This window comes from Ensifer sp. Root558, from assembly GCF_001427045.1.
Lineage (GTDB): Bacteria > Pseudomonadota > Alphaproteobacteria > Rhizobiales > Rhizobiaceae > Ensifer > Ensifer adhaerens.
In genome coordinates this window covers 96,404-111,099 of sequence record NZ_LMGC01000010.1, presented here as the reverse complement: position 1 = coordinate 111,099, position 14,696 = coordinate 96,404, and the positions used below count along the sequence as shown (strand labels likewise).

At 60.4% G+C, this 14,696-nt stretch carries 17 protein-coding genes and 4 pseudogenes; 9 read left to right on the top strand and 12 right to left on the bottom strand.

Translation table 11 applies throughout. The features are described from left to right. The 8 genes from ASD63_RS12855 to ASD63_RS34165 all read right to left on the bottom strand — a co-directional run. On the bottom strand, positions 1-624 hold a 624-nt coding region (locus tag ASD63_RS12855; RefSeq protein WP_200953488.1), incomplete at its 3' end, for an IS66 family transposase zinc-finger binding domain-containing protein. Between the two features lie 45 nt (positions 625-669). After that, positions 670-1,017, bottom strand: a complete 348-nt coding sequence (gene tnpB, locus ASD63_RS12850) for an IS66 family insertion sequence element accessory protein TnpB (RefSeq protein ID WP_060529439.1) — start codon at positions 1,015-1,017, stop codon at positions 670-672. A gap of 242 nt (positions 1,018-1,259) precedes the next feature. Then, positions 1,260-1,484, bottom strand: a 225-nt coding sequence (locus ASD63_RS35880) for a transposase (RefSeq protein WP_280138297.1), incomplete at its 3' end; no start/stop codon positions are given. Between the two features lie 25 nt (positions 1,485-1,509). After that, the coding region (locus ASD63_RS35875; protein WP_156624140.1) for a transposase at positions 1,510-1,652 on the bottom strand (143 nt) is incomplete at its 3' end. Between the two features lie 313 nt (positions 1,653-1,965). Then, positions 1,966-3,084, bottom strand: a complete 1,119-nt coding sequence (locus ASD63_RS12840) for an IS110 family transposase (protein WP_034805409.1) — start codon at positions 3,082-3,084, stop codon at positions 1,966-1,968. 322 nt (positions 3,085-3,406) lie between these two features. Further along, positions 3,407-3,817 carry a hypothetical protein gene (locus ASD63_RS12835; RefSeq protein WP_060529438.1) on the bottom strand — a complete coding sequence of 137 codons (411 nt, stop codon included), beginning with the start codon at positions 3,815-3,817 and terminating at the stop codon, positions 3,407-3,409. Then, positions 3,805-4,335, bottom strand: a complete 531-nt coding sequence (locus ASD63_RS12830; RefSeq protein ID WP_051659427.1) for a carbonic anhydrase — start codon at positions 4,333-4,335, stop codon at positions 3,805-3,807. Before ASD63_RS12830 ends, ASD63_RS12835 begins: the two co-directional genes overlap by 13 nt. 157 nt (positions 4,336-4,492) lie before the next feature. Next, positions 4,493-5,553 (bottom strand): IS630 family transposase gene (locus ASD63_RS34165; RefSeq protein ID WP_181529624.1). Its coding sequence is split into 2 segments (ribosomal slippage): positions 4,493-5,061 and positions 5,061-5,553, totalling 1,062 coding nucleotides; the frame shifts between segments, so codons are not numbered across the junction. A gap of 519 nt (positions 5,554-6,072) precedes the next feature. Between ASD63_RS34165 and ASD63_RS12815 the strand changes: the two are divergent. The 5 genes and pseudogenes from ASD63_RS12815 to ASD63_RS12795 all read left to right on the top strand — a co-directional run bounded on the left by ASD63_RS12815 (position 6,073) and on the right by ASD63_RS12795 (position 11,265). Then, a pseudogene (locus ASD63_RS12815) lies at positions 6,073-7,703 on the top strand (SulP family inorganic anion transporter). Positions 7,704-8,148: 445 nt separating this feature from the next. Continuing rightward, positions 8,149-8,955, top strand: a pseudogene (locus tag ASD63_RS12810) (aspartate-alanine antiporter); the annotation flags it as partial. Positions 8,956-9,174: 219 nt separating this feature from the next. After that, entirely contained in the window at positions 9,175-9,597 is a 423-nt protein-coding gene (locus ASD63_RS12805; protein WP_034798324.1) for a hypothetical protein, read from the top strand. Positions 9,598-9,901: 304 nt separating this feature from the next. Further along, positions 9,902-11,056, top strand: coding sequence for a DUF2092 domain-containing protein (locus tag ASD63_RS12800; protein WP_034798322.1), 1,155 nt, complete (start codon positions 9,902-9,904; stop codon positions 11,054-11,056). Continuing rightward, positions 11,053-11,265, top strand: a complete 213-nt coding sequence (locus tag ASD63_RS12795; protein ID WP_034798320.1) for a hypothetical protein — start codon at positions 11,053-11,055, stop codon at positions 11,263-11,265. Before ASD63_RS12800 ends, ASD63_RS12795 begins: the two co-directional genes overlap by 4 nt. Positions 11,266-11,503: 238 nt before the next feature. Here ASD63_RS12795 and ASD63_RS12790 read toward each other — a convergent pair whose 3' ends face one another. Beyond that, positions 11,504-11,875 carry a hypothetical protein gene (locus ASD63_RS12790; RefSeq protein WP_034798318.1) on the bottom strand — a complete coding sequence of 124 codons (372 nt, stop codon included), beginning with the start codon at positions 11,873-11,875 and terminating at the stop codon, positions 11,504-11,506. A gap of 45 nt (positions 11,876-11,920) precedes the next feature. After that, a complete protein-coding gene (locus ASD63_RS12785) occupies positions 11,921-12,181 on the bottom strand; it encodes a hypothetical protein (protein WP_051659426.1) in 261 nt (86 codons plus the stop codon). A gap of 232 nt (positions 12,182-12,413) precedes the next feature. Between ASD63_RS12785 and ASD63_RS12780 the strand changes: the two genes are divergently transcribed. After that, positions 12,414-12,647 (top strand): DUF6429 family protein, encoded by a 234-nt coding sequence (locus tag ASD63_RS12780; protein ID WP_034798317.1) that lies wholly within the window; start codon positions 12,414-12,416, stop codon positions 12,645-12,647. Positions 12,648-12,712: 65 nt separating this feature from the next. Here ASD63_RS12780 and ASD63_RS34160 read toward each other — a convergent pair. Further along, a pseudogene (locus ASD63_RS34160) lies at positions 12,713-12,895 on the bottom strand (transposase family protein); the annotation flags it as partial. A gap of 158 nt (positions 12,896-13,053) precedes the next feature. Between ASD63_RS34160 and ASD63_RS12775 the strand changes: the two are divergent. From ASD63_RS12775 to ASD63_RS36620, 3 genes are read left to right on the top strand one after another with little or no spacing between them, the layout of a single operon-like run. Further along, positions 13,054-13,353, top strand: a complete 300-nt coding sequence (locus ASD63_RS12775) for a DUF1778 domain-containing protein (RefSeq protein ID WP_034798315.1) — start codon at positions 13,054-13,056, stop codon at positions 13,351-13,353. Between the two features lie 3 nt (positions 13,354-13,356). Further along, positions 13,357-13,860, top strand: coding sequence for a GNAT family N-acetyltransferase (locus tag ASD63_RS12770; protein WP_034798314.1), 504 nt, complete (start codon positions 13,357-13,359; stop codon positions 13,858-13,860). A gap of 21 nt (positions 13,861-13,881) precedes the next feature. Continuing rightward, positions 13,882-14,007 (top strand): hypothetical protein, encoded by a 126-nt coding sequence (locus ASD63_RS36620; RefSeq protein ID WP_257785209.1) that lies wholly within the window; start codon positions 13,882-13,884, stop codon positions 14,005-14,007. Here the strand turns inward: ASD63_RS36620 and ASD63_RS34155 are convergent. Beyond that, positions 13,979-14,212, bottom strand: a pseudogene (locus ASD63_RS34155) (ATP-binding protein); the annotation flags it as partial. The gene ASD63_RS36620 and the pseudogene ASD63_RS34155 overlap by 29 nt on opposite strands. Positions 14,213-14,696: the final 484 nt, after the last annotated feature.

Below are 14,696 nucleotides of genomic sequence, written 5' to 3'. Positions count from 1 at the left end.
GTGCTGGGCGAACTTCTCGAACAGGATCATCGCCAAGAGATTCGGCCCGGCGAAGCCGCGCGGCGTCACATGGAAGGGCGCGGGCGGCTGGGTGATCTTCTCGCATTCGCGGCAGGAGAACTTCTCGCGCACCGTCTGGATCACCTTCCACTGACGCGGAATCACCTCCAGCGTCTCGGTGATGTCCTCGCCAAGCTTTGCCAGCTTGCCAGAACCGCAGCACGGGCAGCTCGCCGACGCGGCGATGACGACGCGCTCGCGCGGCAGATGCTCGGGAAACGGCTTCCTGGACGGACGCTTGCGCTCGAAGGCCCTGACCGCCGAGGACCGTGCCGCCATCTCGGCCGCCAGTTCGTCTTCGCTGGCGTTGGCCTCCAGCTCCTCGAGCTGCAATTCCATCTGCTCGAGGAGCCGGGCCTTGCGCTCCGAGCGGCTGCCATGGATGTCGCGCTTCAGCTTCTCGATCTCGAGCCGGAGCCGGGCGATCAGCGCATCCGAGTGCGAGTTCACCGCCTGGGCGCGGGCGGCAAGCGCTTCCGCCTCACGGCGAGCCGCACGCTCGGCGAGGATCATCGCGTGCGCACTGGCAAGGTCGTCGGGAAGCTGATCGGCCGCATCGGTCATGGCGGGATGGAATCATATTCGCTCCCGCCAGACCAGCGGTTTTGCTCATCCCGCCGAGCTCGGACGCCAGGTTTTTTGCGGCATTCGCCAGTCGATGCCTTCGAGCAAGTAACCGAGCTGCGCCGGCGTAATCACCACCGTGCCGTCGGCCGCTGACGGCCATATGAACCGCCCGCGCTCGAGCTTCTTCGTAAAGAGGCAGGCACCCTGGCCGTCGTGCCAGATCACCTTGATCAGGCCGCCGCTCCGGCCCCGGAAGACGAAGAGATGGCCGCTCATCGGATCGCGCTTCAACGTTTCCTGCACCATCAGCGACAGGCCGGGAAAGCCTCTGCGCATGTCGGTATAGCCCGTCGCCAGCCAGACCTTTACACCGCTCGGGACCGGGATCATCGCCGCTCCAGCACATCAAGAATCCGGCCGAGCGCATCGGTATCGATGTCGCTCTCGACCCGGAGGCGACGCCCACCGCCAAGCTCGATCGTGACGATGCTTGCCTTCTTGCGCGCCCGGCAGACCGGCGGCGGCTCGGCCGGGATCGCCGGCGCTGGCAGCGCTTCGACGACCTCCACCGGAACGAGGCGCGGGACGGACGGCGCAGAGATTTGGCAGAGCTCCTTGCGCCAGCGGAAGANGATCGCCGGCGCTGGCAGCGCTTCGACGACCTCCACCGGAACGAGGCGCGGGACGGACGGCGCAGAGATTTGGCAGAGCTCCTTGCGCCAGCGGAAGAGCTGGCTCACATGGATGCCAGCCGAGTGAGCGATCTCTGAAACACTTGCGCCTGGCTCAAGCGTCGCCGCGACCAGCCGCTCCTTCTGTTCCCGAGACCAGCGCCGACGCCGCTCGACCGACGTAATAGCTCGATCGCCTTCTCCCAGAGCNACATGGATGCCAGCCGAGTGAGCGATCTCTGAAACACTTGCGCCTGGCTCAAGCGTCGCCGCGACCAGCCGCTCCTTCTGTTCCCGAGACCAGCGCCGACGCCGCTCGACCGACGTAATGACCTCAATCTGATGCTTCGTCATAGGACTACTCCTCTTATGTTCATTTGCAAGTCAGCCGGGCATGGCTTCCCCTTTTCGTCTGGCGACGAAAGGCAAATGCTCGGAGTTATTGAACAAAGCAGGAGACAGGGCGCTTCGACGACGGCTGGCATACTCTCATTCGCGGGCTGGATACCGCATTTCCGTATGTTCGTCTGGGGCTGCCTCTGTCTAGTGTCGGGCCTGGATGTCTCTGCCACATAGGAGTATCGAGGGTTCCCCACCGGGGCCCTGCCTCCAACTTTGTTCAACAAACAGATGGTTTTGGCGCGCCTACTTTGGGCTGACTACCGGTCTAAAACTTCCCGAGCGGCGCAACCTCTTGTCCAATCGCCCATAGGAAAGCCGCCATTTCCCGCGCGATAGCGGTTACCGCGACTGTCTTTGCCTTGCCGGCGCTGATTAGCCGGCGATAACGCGTGCAAAGCCGCACCTGTCCCTTCCACGCTATGTCCCGGACCACCTTCGGCAGGCCTACAAGCCGAGCCTGGATCGTCGGGCTCACACGCGCCGGGTAGCGATATGTCCAAGCCCCTTCTATGAGTGCGCGGCGCGCCCGGATGTTGCCCGCTTTGGTGATCCCGCCACGTTTGATGCGTTCGCCCGTCGAGCTTTCTGACGGCACCAAGCCTAGATATGCCATTAGCTGACGAGGGTTGTCGAAACGACGTACATCGCCGATTTCGACCACGAAGGTGACCGCTGTCATGAACGCCACGCCGCGCATTGCTTGGTAGGCAGCCACCACCGGAGCCATAGACCAGGATGCCGCGGTGTCAGTGACAAGCTTGTTCAACCGATCCAGGCGCACTGTGGCGTCGTCAATAGCCTGGCAATATTCCGCGAGCAGAATGTGATGGGCGTGATGTTCGAAGGCCTGGTCCGCCAGCCAGCGGGCATGCGCCCGTGTCCACGGCTTGCGCCCTGTATAAATGCGGCCGTGACGAAGTAAAAAGGACTGGAGCTGTTGGCGCAATTGCTTCAGCACTTCTTGGGCCGCATCGCGTGCACGCACCAGATCGCGCATAGCCTCGTGGCTTTCGTCAGGAACCCAGACCGGCGTCAATTCGCCCGCACGATGCAGCCGTGCCAAGCTCATTGCATCCCGACGATTTGTCTTCACCCTGTCGCCTGGGCGCTTGGGAATAAGGGACGGAGCCACTACAGCGCATTCATGTCCCAATTCCACGATCTGGCGGTAGAGACCGTAACCTGTAGGACCCGCCTCGTAACAAAAGTGAAGTGTACGTGCGGGCTTGGAGAGCTTGCGGACCAACGCGGCCACTGATGCGGGCTCTGAGGAAATGTCGCCCAGAAAACGGACCTCGCCACTGCGCTCTCCCTCCGCCGCCGCGACGGAAATCTTCAGTTTTGAAACGTCCAGCCCGACGAATATTGCGTTATTTTCCTTCATGTTCGCCCTCGCTAAGCTTGGGGCTCCGCTCTGGCCCATCCAGAGCAATCCCCGCACGCAGCATAATCGGGGCGAGCCGCCTTCACGCGACGAACATACGGTCTAGTGTTTGCACTAGGACTTGCAGCCCTCAGCCTAACTCAGCAAGGCGGCCATCACCGGAGGGGTACCATTCAGAAGATGAATGCCGGCAGCGCCAAGGGCAAAGCCGAACTATTCCTAACCAATGCGCCGACGCGCCATCGCATCCCTCAATCCATTGTTGAGATTGAGACAATCGCAGATCGGCAGTCCAGGCACCCGCGCACACGCACACGCACTTCTAGTGCGGCCCTGCTTTTGGAGTGGTATCAAGCAAATCTATTACCCGAGGACACGACATCAGGAGGTCGCACAATATGACGAACTCATCCGGGTCTTTTGGTGCGGCGGACAAATGAAACCAATCCGGGTTCTCTCCTCTTGGCGACCACACAAGCCGCTCCTCCAGGAGATAGACGCCGTAGACGACTTCAATTTCGCCGCCGGCGGCCAAGTTAAGACGCGAGCGCATGCCATATCCGGTCAGCGCCGCGTTCAGCGCGATCGCAACCTCAATCAGTGTGGTCCGATATCCCGGCCGGCGTACGACCTCTGTCCCATACACCCGCTCCAGCCAGGTTGCGCCAAGCTGGATGACGATCAGTATGCTGTCCAGGATCTGACGCAGATCCTTCTGCGTCATGATCTGCATGTATTTTGCTGGCTCAAGAGCTCAAGATAGACGTCGACGGCCGCCGAAACTGCCCCGCATCCACTGTGGCCGAGGACGACTATCGTGCGCAGGCTATCCTTGAGGTGATCAACCGCATAGCTCAGACTGGCCGTGACGTCGTCACCCAGACCATTGCCGGCCACCCTGACGACAAACAGGTCGTTCGGGCCTTCGGAAAAGATCAGCTCGACCGGAACCCGCGCATCGGCACAGCCGACAACTGCCGCAAACGGCTGTTGTTTGGGTGCCGCGCTACGCCCAGGAAGAAGGCCGACATCATGCGGGTCCACGGCGATGTTCAGCTTTGCGGGTGGCGATGTGGTCATCCGGTCAAGGAGCGCAGCGAAGGCCCGGTTTCCAGACTCAAGTCTCGACCGGGCGGCGTTCGCATCCGGTGGTAAGGGCCTATACACAGCATCGAACGCGAACCGGTATGTCACTTCGGCCAACCAGGTCGGATCCTCCTTCGAGGCGCCTCCGAGCAGCTTCTTTGCCATCTTGCAGTCTCCTTCGACAATGATCGAACCAGGGGCGGCAATGCAAATCGGTGATTTTCGACATTAACACTTTCACGCGTCGGTGCACCTCTAAAGCAAGCCGAGCGTGTCATACGGCCAATACCGGCGCTTGATGAATTATACGGCCCCTCACTGATCAAAACTCATTGGCCCACTCTCTGCGACCGATAGACATGATGCGCCAGGGCTGGCTTTCGAGCATTCGCCAGGCATCGCAGCAATGATCGACGATGTCGTCGTAAGATTTGAAGATGCGGTTTGAGAGCCAGTTGTCGCGCATGAAGTGCCAGAGGTTTTCGACCGGGTTGAGCTCCGGCGACTTCGGCGGCAATGGCAGGATGGTGATGTTTTCGGGCACGACGAGATTGTTGGACATGTGCCAGCCTGCCTGGTCCATGATGAGAATAGCGTGCGCGTCGCGATCGACGTGCCGGGCGATTTCGGCCAGATGCTGGGTCATTGCGTAGGTGTCGCACCATGGCATGACCAGCGCCGCCGCCTTGCCGAGCTTCGGGCAGATTGCGCCGAAGATGTAGGCCGACCTTGTGCGCTGATCGTGCGGTGCTGAAGGCCGTGTTCCGCGCCTGGCCCAACGGCGCGTGATCTTGTTCTTTTGCCCGATACGGGCCTCATCCTCGAACCAAATCTCTATCCGTTTTCCTCGGGCTGCTCCGGCGGCAATCTGTGCCACTGCAGCGGGGAAACTTTTTTAAAATCCTCAATGGCTTGAGGGTCTTGAGCGTGATGTTTGGGCCGGGCAGCCAGCTTGCGATAGCCCATGGCCCGTACTTCGCGGCTCAGCGTTTGCTCGCTTACCGAAACGCGAAACTCTTCCCAAAGCCATTGAGCCAGGTCGCACAGACGCCAGCGAACAACGCCGTCGAGATAGGGTGTCGGCCCACGCTCGATGGTCTGCGCCAGGGCCGCACGCTGCTGATCGTTCAAGCGCGACTGCGGGCCGGGAGCCTTGCCATTGATCAGGCCTTGGGGACCGCGTTCGTTGAACCGCATGACCCAGTCCCGGACAATTTGGAGCGTGACGTTGCCGAGGCGGGCGGCATCGGAACGCGAGCCTCCATCGTAGATCGACGCGAGTGCCAACAGACGTCGTGCCTGGGCTGCGTCCTTCGTCTGCCGCGCCAGTCGCCGCAGACCTTCTCCATCAAAATCGTCACGTAATGAAATCCCTGATCGCATCGCAGACCGCCGGTTTGCACCAGAGATTCAGATTCACCGCGCTTTGGGAAGGCCAAAGAGTCGAGGTCAGCGAGCCGGCGTATTAGATCCACGGGATTCCGTAGTTGGCCAAATCATGATTCTTCCAAGTGCGCCCGACGACAAATCGTCCTCAACATGGGCCCGCGGAGTAACGCTCAAGCCAAAATCCTCAAGCAACGCATTGCGCACCGCAAGGCATCGCCGCGGGCGGTGGGCAGCTGCAAGGCTCGCCCGCTGACACGAGGAAATGCGCTCGGCCCTCATCTTCGGGCCGGCCGCGGCAATCGAAGCGCGGAATTCCGCTGGACGCAAGGCGAAGACGGTGTTCAGATTGTGTGGCCGGGGGATCTCCGGCATGGGGAGCATACGAGCCTGGGCTCGTTGGGCAGGGTTCGGCCGCTCCGACCAGGCACGCATCCGTGAGAGGGCAGCATCATGGTGTCGTTAACGCATGCCGACCAACCCATCCCGTCATCTTCCGGCACACTGCGCCTGGATATGATCGCCGGCCTGACGGCCGCGGCAGTGGTGTTGCCGAAGGCCATGGCCTATGCGACCGTTGCCGGCCTTCCCGTCAGCGTCGGTCTCTACACCGCCTTCGTGCCGATGATCGTTTATGCCCTGCTCGGCACCTCGCGGGTGCTCAGCGTCAGTTCGACGACCACCCTTGCGATCCTGACTGCGAGCGAGCTTGCGCTGGTCGTGCCCGACGGGAACCCGGACCGGCTGCTCGTTGCGGCTGCAACGCTGACAGCGCTGACAGGCCTGCTTTTGATCGCCGCTTCAGCCCTGCGTCTGGGTTTCGTAGCCAATTTCATTTCGTCGCCGGTGCTTACGGGCTTCAAGGCCGGGATCGGTCTGGTCATCGTGCTGGACCAGGTGCCGAAACTGTTCGGGCTGCATTTTACCAAGGAAGGTTTCTTCCGGTGAACCTCGTCCAGCATCTGCCCGAAACGTCGCTCGTCACATTCGCGGTCGGAGTTACGGCGCTGGTGCTCCTGCTCCTCCTTGAAAGCCGTTGGCCGCATTCCCCGGCTCCGCTCGCTATCGTCGCCGCGGGCATAGCCGTTTCGTGGATGGCGGGTCTCGGCCCTGCCGGCGTCGCCACTGTTGGGCACATTCCCCAGGCTCTGCCTTCGCTGGTGTTGCCTGATATCAACATGATCCTGCAGCTCATCCCTGGTGCGTGTGGCATTGCCCTGATGAGCTTCACCGAGACGATTGCTGCTGGTCGGGCTTTCGCGGTTGCGGGTGAACCGCCTATCCGGCCAAACCGCGAGCTTGTGGCGACCGGCGCTGCCAATCTGGCTGGCGGGCTTTTCGGCGCGATGCCGGCCGGCGGCGGGACATCGCAGACGGCGGTGGTGCGCGCAGTCGGCGGGCGCACGCAAAAGGCCTCGCTTGTCACGGCGGCGACCGCGGCGGCGACAATGCTCGTTCTTGCACCGTTGCTCGGTCTTCTGCCGCAGGCCGTGCTCGCGGCCATCGTCATCGTCTATTCCGTTGGCCTGATCAGCCCGACCGAGTTCGCCTCGATCCGCAAGGTGCGCCGGATGGAGTTTCGCTGGGCGCTTGCCGCCTTCCTCGGCGTGCTTTTGTTCGGCACGCTCCAGGGCATTCTCGTGGCGATTACCCTGTCGCTTGTTGGCCTCGCGAGCCAGGCGGCAAACCCGCGCGTCCATGTCGTCGGCCGGAAACGCGGCGAAGACGTCCTGCGGCCGCTTTCGGCAGAGCATCCGGATGACGAAACCTTCGAAGGTCTGTTGATCCTGCGCCCGGAAGGGAGGCTCTTCTTCGTCAACGCCCAGCAGGTCGGCGACCGAATTCGCGCGCTGGCCAATGAACAAAAACCGCGCGTGCTGATGCTGGACCTCAGCCGCGTTTTCGACATCGAATACTCGGCACTTCAGATGATCGTCGAAGGCGAACGAAGCCTGGCGCGGGTGGGCATCAAGCTCTGGCTCGCAGGCCTCAACCCGGATGTGCTCGCCTATATCAGGACATCAGGGTTTGCCAACCAGCTTGGCCCCGACCGCATGTTTTTCAACACGCGCGCCGGGATCCGCCGCTACCAGGATAGCCTCGCGGCCGCGCCGCCACCGCCCGCAGAGGGTGTGGCACCGACCTGACGTTTCGCAGAGTGCCTGACTGCAGGTTTTCGCGCTTTCGGTCTTCTTGTTTTCGGGCAGCAACGCGTGGAACGCAGCTGCAACGAGGGAGTGCATCTTCCGATCCAGCCCGGGGAGACATGGCGCATCGATTGTACTTCAAGTGTGTGAAAACAATACACGAATATTCTGTTTTCTTTCGCGCTCGATGATCCTGGTTTAAACTTCAGATATAATATTATTTTATGCTAAATAACACATTGCAACGAGTGAGGAAGGGTGTATTCTCGCCAAAATAGCGATGAGAATTTGTACCAAGTCTCAATGAAAGGAACCTAGAGGGCAGGATCGATCGGGTTTTCTGGTCAGGAGAGGTCAGCCGCGGGCAATCCTATCGGTTTCTATAATCTATACTTGATAATAGTCAGATCTGGTTCCCGATTTCCGAGTTGATGGGGGAAGAACTATGGTTGACTGGTTCGTAAGCACGCTTCGTACTTATCCCGAAATTGCAATATTTCTCTCACTGGCGCTTGGATATTACTTCGGTTCGTTCACGTACAAAGGCCTCGGCCTTGGTGCGGTGACCGCCACGCTGATTGCGGCCGTCATCATCGGGCAGCTCGGGATCACCATATCGCCACCGCTCAAGGCCACGTTCTTTCTGATGTTCCTGTTTGCGATCGGCTATGGCGTCGGGCCGCAGTTCGTGCGGGGCATCGCCAAGGACGGTCTTCCGCAGGCATTATTCGCAGCGGTTGTCTGCGTCTTTTGCCTCGGTGCCCCCTATATCGCCGCCAAGATCGCCGGATACGATGTCGGTTCTGCGCTTGGCCTCTATGCCGGATCCCAGACCATTTCCGCGTCGATGGGATTGGGAACGGACGCGATCAATCGTCTCGGTCTGGCACCGGAAGAGACCAAGCGGTTGCTGGACGCGATGCCGGTCGCCTATGCGGTCACCTATATTTTCGGCACGATCGGATCGGCCATCGTGCTGGCCCTGATCGGTCCCGCGCTCATGGGTATCGACCTGGAAGCGGAATGCAAACGCTACGAGGCGGAGCAGGGCGGCAAGAAGGAAGTGGGCGGAGCGGGAACCGCTTGGCATCACTACGAGCTGCGCGCCTATCGGGTCCGAGAGGGCGGGCCGGTCGTCGGCAAGACGGCACATGAAGCCGAATCCATGATCCCCGAGCAGCGGGTCTTCATCGAGCGTATTCGTCGCGGGGGAAAGATCGAGGATGCGACGGCAACGACCGTGATCCATGCGTGAAAACAAAGAGATAGTGCGTTTCTGCGATCTCGTTTGAATGGGAAACGCTCTGCCGGCGCGTCTGCTGTCGCGTCTTTTGAAGTCCGGAACGACGATATCTGAAGCCGGCTATCGAACTGTATCAGTCCCTTGTTGCGACCGGAATTGTAGCACTGAGTGAGAACCGCCGACCGGCGGCTGCGGGCAGCCTATTCGAAACTGAGTTGGGAGCGCGTGATGCCAAACAAGACCGCACATGTTGATCAGTTTCTGCTCGTCCATTCGGGTCGTGCGGACGACTGGCGCGAGATCACGACACTGGCAGACGCCTGGGCCGCCAACCGCGGCGAACGGGCAGCGCTGGAGGCGGCGATCGCCGCAGTCGCGCCGGCGGAGGAGTACCACGCCTATCCGGGTGGACGATTGCTTTCCGCGCTCTCGGAGCGCATCGCCACCAACGATGCTGGCGGGGCGGCAAAACTTGCGCGTCGCATCTCCAACGGGTTGCTCACCCACTCCTACCGCTTCGATGCGCCGAACTGGAGCGTACGCGTTTCCTTCGCCAATCTTCCCGACGATGCTTATGACGACATTGGTCGCGGCGTCCGCGCGGTCGGACGCGGTTATGTGGATACATTCAACGCGCTGAAAGGCAAGTAGGCCACTCCTTTCGGCATGAAGCAGATCTGCCAACTGCGGTTCGCAAAGTGATGCGACCCGCTCTCGCTGCGCGAGTCACAGCCTCGGCTCGCGTCGGCGCAAGATGTCCGACGAGGTATCTACAGTCAGACGTAGATGTTGTTCGAAACAACAAGCAGTGCGCGATAGTCAAATTCACACGTTTGGGAGAAGGATTCATTCGATGCTCAGCACATCCACAAAGATGCACGAACACAAGGGAAACAAAGGGATCGGGCACACAGCCGGCGGGGTCACGTCGTGGCACCGCGGGATGGTCAGACCAATGCTCCTGACGATTGCCCTTTTGGCGGCCGCCCCCAGCTTCGCTCAGACCATGCAGGATCCACCCAGGCAATACAGCAGAGAAGCGATGGAACAGGCGCTGCAGACAAGAGAACAGTACGATGTTCACGGTTTGCGCTTCGCCATATCGAATGCGACACTGCGACCTGGAGCGGAAGGGCTTCTTGATGACATCGCGACGGCGCTCAAGAACTTCCCGGAGTGGGGCTTGCGAATTGTCGGCCATACCGATTCCAGCGGGAATGAGGAGACCAACCTGCGCCTGTCCACCGAGCGTGCAGAGGTCATCAAGGCGGCTCTCGTCGAACGCGGCATCGATGCCGCCAGGCTGACGGCGGGAGGCGTTGGGCAGGCCCGGCCGATCGCCAGCAATGAAACCGCCAACGGCCGGGCTCTCAACCGTCGCGTCGAGCTCGTCCGGATCACCGACTCGGCCGAAGCCAAGAAACTGCTCAAGGCCATGACCGACTACCTAGCGTCTCAGAATGCCCTGTCGTTCGCCTATGATTCCAATTTCCAGGTCGTTACCAACAGCGATCAGAAACTCGGACTGGCAAGCTCGGGGACGGTGACCCTCAGTCGGCCCGACAAGGTGCACACGACCCGTTCGGGCGGTTTTGTCGATAGCGAGGCGCTCTTCGATGGAAAGACGCTGACCCTCTTGGGCAAGAACCTCAACAAGTACACGCAGGTCGAAATTCCAGGCACGGTCGATCATCTGATCGACGAGCTGAAGGACAAGTATGATTTGCCCTTGCCGGCCGCCGACCTGTTGTTGACCGGCGCATATGACGCGTTGATGGAAGGGGTGTATGATTCCAAGGACCTGGGAAGCGGTGTCATCAATGGCACGGAGTGCGATTCTCTCGCCTTCCGCAAGGACGATGTCGATTTCCAGATCTGGATCGCTCACGGTGCACAGCCCTATCCCTGCCGGCTGGTCATAACCTCCGGGCAGGTGAAGGGCGGGCCTGAGTACAGCGTCCAGATCAGGGATTGGAAATCCGGGGATGCCGTTGCGCCCGGTGATTTCGGCTTCAAGAATGCGACGAATGCCGAAAAGATCGATGTGAACGACCTCAAACACAGCCTGGGTGAATTGCCAGAGAACTTCATGGTAGGAGACAAGAAATGACCGTCCTTAAGCGCGCAGGAATCATCTGTCTTGTTTGGGCAGCCTTACTTGGTGTCGGCGATCTGGCGAAGGAGGCGCCAATGCTGGCGATCCCAACCTTCACTTCGGATGCCGTTGCCAAAGTCGGCCGGCCGCTCACCCCGGTCAGCGTGGCCGGGGCCGCGCGGCGCACGACCCGACGTTGTGCCACCGGTGTCTATAATTGCTAGAAGGGCGTATGGCCGCTCGGCAGATCTGGCCGATCTGGGGCAGCAGTCCGGACGTCGACAACGGTCGTTCCGGAAAGTCTCAAGGTCGGCCAGCTCGTCTCCGACAGTCTTGCCGTCACGGGCGGCGGGCGCAGCATAGCGCGCATTTTCAGGAGACGTGCGAAGCGGGGTTCCCTCGGGAAATGCTTGGAAACAAAGAGATGGAGCGCGTCTGCGGCCTCATTCAAACCGAGCGAAGCTAGATGTCATGAGCCTGGTCGACTATCGCCTGGTAGAAAATGTTTGCGGCCTGCTGCGGGGTCCTTGCCTCAAACCAGATTGGCTTTGTCGCTGCGTTGGATGATCGGCGTGACAGCGGCCGGCTCAAGCGTTTGGCCTCATAGATTGCGCAAGCGCATTTTGCGTTGGGGTTCAGAGCGATTTCCAGAATCCCTGACGGCGGGGACGATACGTCGTCGAAGATTTGCACCAGGTAGCCCTTGAATGCACCGCTATCATTGCGCCCTTCGATCTCTCGAAGCAGCGAGGGATGCAGCTCAATCTGGTAGATGGGCTGGGGCTGTGTCCAATATGGTCCGGTGCCGGTAATGCCGCCGCTGATGCTGGTCATTTGCGGTCCTCGCGTTCCCGTCGGCCGGTCAGCTTGGCCTTGCAGCTATCGCAAGCTTTGCTCAATCTCTGAAGCCAGGCTTTCAATCATGCCTTCGAACTCGGCTCGACGTTCGTCACGCAGATGGAGAGGTAGTCTGTCAACGCACGCAAGGGCGTCTTCGACTGCCGCCAGGTCGGCGCAGATCCCGCGAAAGTTCTCGTCCCTGAGCAGCAGCCTCCTGATTTCCAGCGATCGTGACGGAAAGCGGCGTGTCACTGCCGCCAAACCCTGCAAATCTTCTACTGCGCGAGAACTCTTGTCCATCCTGGTCCTCCGATTGAAGCGGTGACCCCGCAACCAAATCAAAAGAAAGCCCGCATGGAGAAATCCGGCGGGCTTTTGGCGTTTAATCCGCACACACAGGGGCGACCTGTTGTCCTGCTGTGACCCCAGCCACTCATCCGTTTGCGGCTGCAATGGGCGGGACGGGCAGCGTATCGTATCCATCCGAGCAGGGCCGCAGGATTTTGGCCGGCGCGCGTGGTAATGTGGGTTCATGGAGATCGACGAGGACAAGATCGACGATGCCGTTTTGGCGCTGTTATGGCTGACGCTGCATAACGAGCGGTGCGCCTGGAAGGGATTCGACTGGGCAGCAACGGATCGGCTTCACAAGAAGGGCATGATCGGCGACCCGGTCAACAAGTCGAAGTCTTTGATCCTCACCGATGAAGGTTTGGAGCATTCAGAAGCGTTGTTCCGGAAGTTGTTTACGCGGCCGCCGCAATAGCCGTCCCTTGCGGTGGCACTGACTGTCTTTATTGACGTCAATAAGACGGTGCGGATGGCCGTGCGGTGATCGAGGCCGAAAAACAGTGTCTCGTTCAGGAGTTCGTCCCTCATCTTTGAATTAAAGGCTTCACAGATGCCGGTTTGCATGGGCTTGCCGGGAGCGATGAAGTGCCAGGCGACGCCTTTCTCTTCGCTCCAGGCCAGCATGGCGTTCGAAGTGAACTCCGTGCCATGATCACTGATCACAGCCGCGCGCGAGGGCATAGCGAAATAACCTACGCGCGCCCGAACCGATGGTCGGTCGTGTCGACGCCGCTGTTTCGTGATCGCTCAACATGGGGATGATACTATTGTATTGCTAATTACAATACAATCCACTATCTTGCCTTCAAAGGAGACGACTCATGGCCACCACAGCGGAACGCAAGGAACACCCCATCTCGATGCGACTGCCGGAAGCGGATGTCGCGATGATCGATCGTGCGGCGTCGCTGCGCGGCCGCTCGCGCACCGACTTCGTGCGCGATGCCGCCGTGCGCGCGGCCGAGGAGGTCGTGATGGAGCAAAGCCTGATCCGTATGAGCCCGGAAGGCTTCGATGCGTTCATGGAGGTTCTCGCCGCCCCGGCAGCGCCTGCTCCCGAAATGGTCGAGTTGGCGAAACGGCCCGCACCATGGGAAGCCGGCTACGAGCCGAAGCGGTAAGTCGTGGCGTTATCCACTCCCGAACCGCTTACCGCCGCGCATGATGTGTCTGAATTCTCTTGCGGCAAGCCGACGCTCGATCACTGGCTGAAGACGCGCGCGCTTTCCAATCAGCAGAAGGGCTTCACCGCCATTTTGGTCGTCCATGAGGCGGGGCGCGTCGTCGGCTATTATGGTCTGGCGCCGACGGCCGTGGTGCCGTCGGTCATGCCGCGCTCGATTCGCACAGGCCAGCCGCCCAATCCGGTTCCGTGCCTTCTTCTTGGCCAGCTTGCCACCGATACCGGATGGGCGGGGCAGGGGATTGGGACGGGTCTCGTCAAACACGCGCTGCAGCGTTGCGTCCAGGCGGCCGGTCTGGTGGGCGGGCGAGCGCTGATGGTCAATGCCGTGGATGATGAAGCTGCCGGTTTCTGGCAACGGCGTGGCTTCTTGCCGTCGAAGGACGATCCACTTGTCCTCTTCCGCTCGATTGCCGATGTCGCGGCGTCGCTGGCCGAGGCGTGAGCCAAGCAGAATAGAATATCGATGAATCAAGAAGAGGAATATCTCACCGCGAAGGATCAATCAGATGACTTCCGCAGCAAACACACGCACCGCTTCATACCGCGGGTCGAGCTTGGGATCACCCAGCCGGTGAACGTCTTCTTATGAAAGGTAAGGATAAGCCGGTTGGTTTCCACGCGGAACTGAGCTTTTTTCCTCTTTTCTGTGCGGCGGCGGCCGACCTAGCCTTGAAGCGGAAGCTGTCGTTTTGCGGCTTCCATGATATGGCGACGGTGGTCAGGCGGTCGAGCAAAGCGGTTATCTTGGCGTCACCGAAGACCGTGGCCCATTCGCTGAAGCTGAGGTTGGTGGACTCCGTTGCCCTCGTGGCTCTCCGCGTTGAGGGAAGGTTCACATGGCTCAATCCTCAATGGAAATTAGGCGCCTAACCGGCTCAGTTCCGCGTGAAAACCAACAGGTATGGCCGTTGCCACTTATTCCCTTCTTCGGCAAGGTTGCCGAACGGAACGGGCGCTTATCTGCCCTTCAAAGCGATTGCACGTCAGCAGAAGTCCACCGGCGCATGAGCGAAATCTACGGCGAGCGCGAAGGCACGTGTCGAATGACCAATTTGGTCATCCAAGCTGGGGGGCCGTGGAGCGGGTTGAAAAGGGCAAACGTGTCCTTCGTCTGGCTCCCGACAGTGTGGACAACGACGAACTTACGGTGTGGCTAATCGAGGCAGCCACGCGGAACGCAGGCCGGCCGTTGGTAATTGCCAGTCTGCAATCGCCACCCGTGCATTTCCCGTTCAAGCTGATGCGCCCGTTGGCCTACCTTGTGTCGAACAACGACCA

Bases quoted from the DNA above. Each gene is read 5' to 3' on its own strand.
- tnpB (WP_060529439.1), bottom strand. From the start codon at position 1,017: ATGATCCCGGTCCCGAGCGGTGTAAAGGTCTGGCTGGCGACGGGCTAT.
- ASD63_RS12840 (WP_034805409.1), bottom strand. From the start codon at position 3,084: ATGAAGGAAAATAACGCAATATTCGTCGGGCTGGACGTTTCAAAACTG.
- ASD63_RS12835 (WP_060529438.1), bottom strand. From the start codon at position 3,817: ATGCAGATCATGACGCAGAAGGATCTGCGTCAGATCCTGGACAGCATA.
- ASD63_RS12830 (WP_051659427.1), bottom strand. From the start codon at position 4,335: ATGGCAAAGAAGCTGCTCGGAGGCGCCTCGAAGGAGGATCCGACCTGG.
- ASD63_RS12805 (WP_034798324.1), top strand. From the start codon at position 9,175: ATGCCAAACAAGACCGCACATGTTGATCAGTTTCTGCTCGTCCATTCG.
- ASD63_RS12800 (WP_034798322.1), top strand. From the start codon at position 9,902: ATGCTCCTGACGATTGCCCTTTTGGCGGCCGCCCCCAGCTTCGCTCAG.
- ASD63_RS12795 (WP_034798320.1), top strand. From the start codon at position 11,053: ATGACCGTCCTTAAGCGCGCAGGAATCATCTGTCTTGTTTGGGCAGCC.
- ASD63_RS12790 (WP_034798318.1), bottom strand. From the start codon at position 11,875: ATGACCAGCATCAGCGGCGGCATTACCGGCACCGGACCATATTGGACA.
- ASD63_RS12785 (WP_051659426.1), bottom strand. From the start codon at position 12,181: ATGGACAAGAGTTCTCGCGCAGTAGAAGATTTGCAGGGTTTGGCGGCA.
- ASD63_RS12780 (WP_034798317.1), top strand. From the start codon at position 12,414: ATGGAGATCGACGAGGACAAGATCGACGATGCCGTTTTGGCGCTGTTA.
- ASD63_RS12775 (WP_034798315.1), top strand. From the start codon at position 13,054: ATGGCCACCACAGCGGAACGCAAGGAACACCCCATCTCGATGCGACTG.
- ASD63_RS36620 (WP_257785209.1), top strand. From the start codon at position 13,882: ATGAATCAAGAAGAGGAATATCTCACCGCGAAGGATCAATCAGATGAC.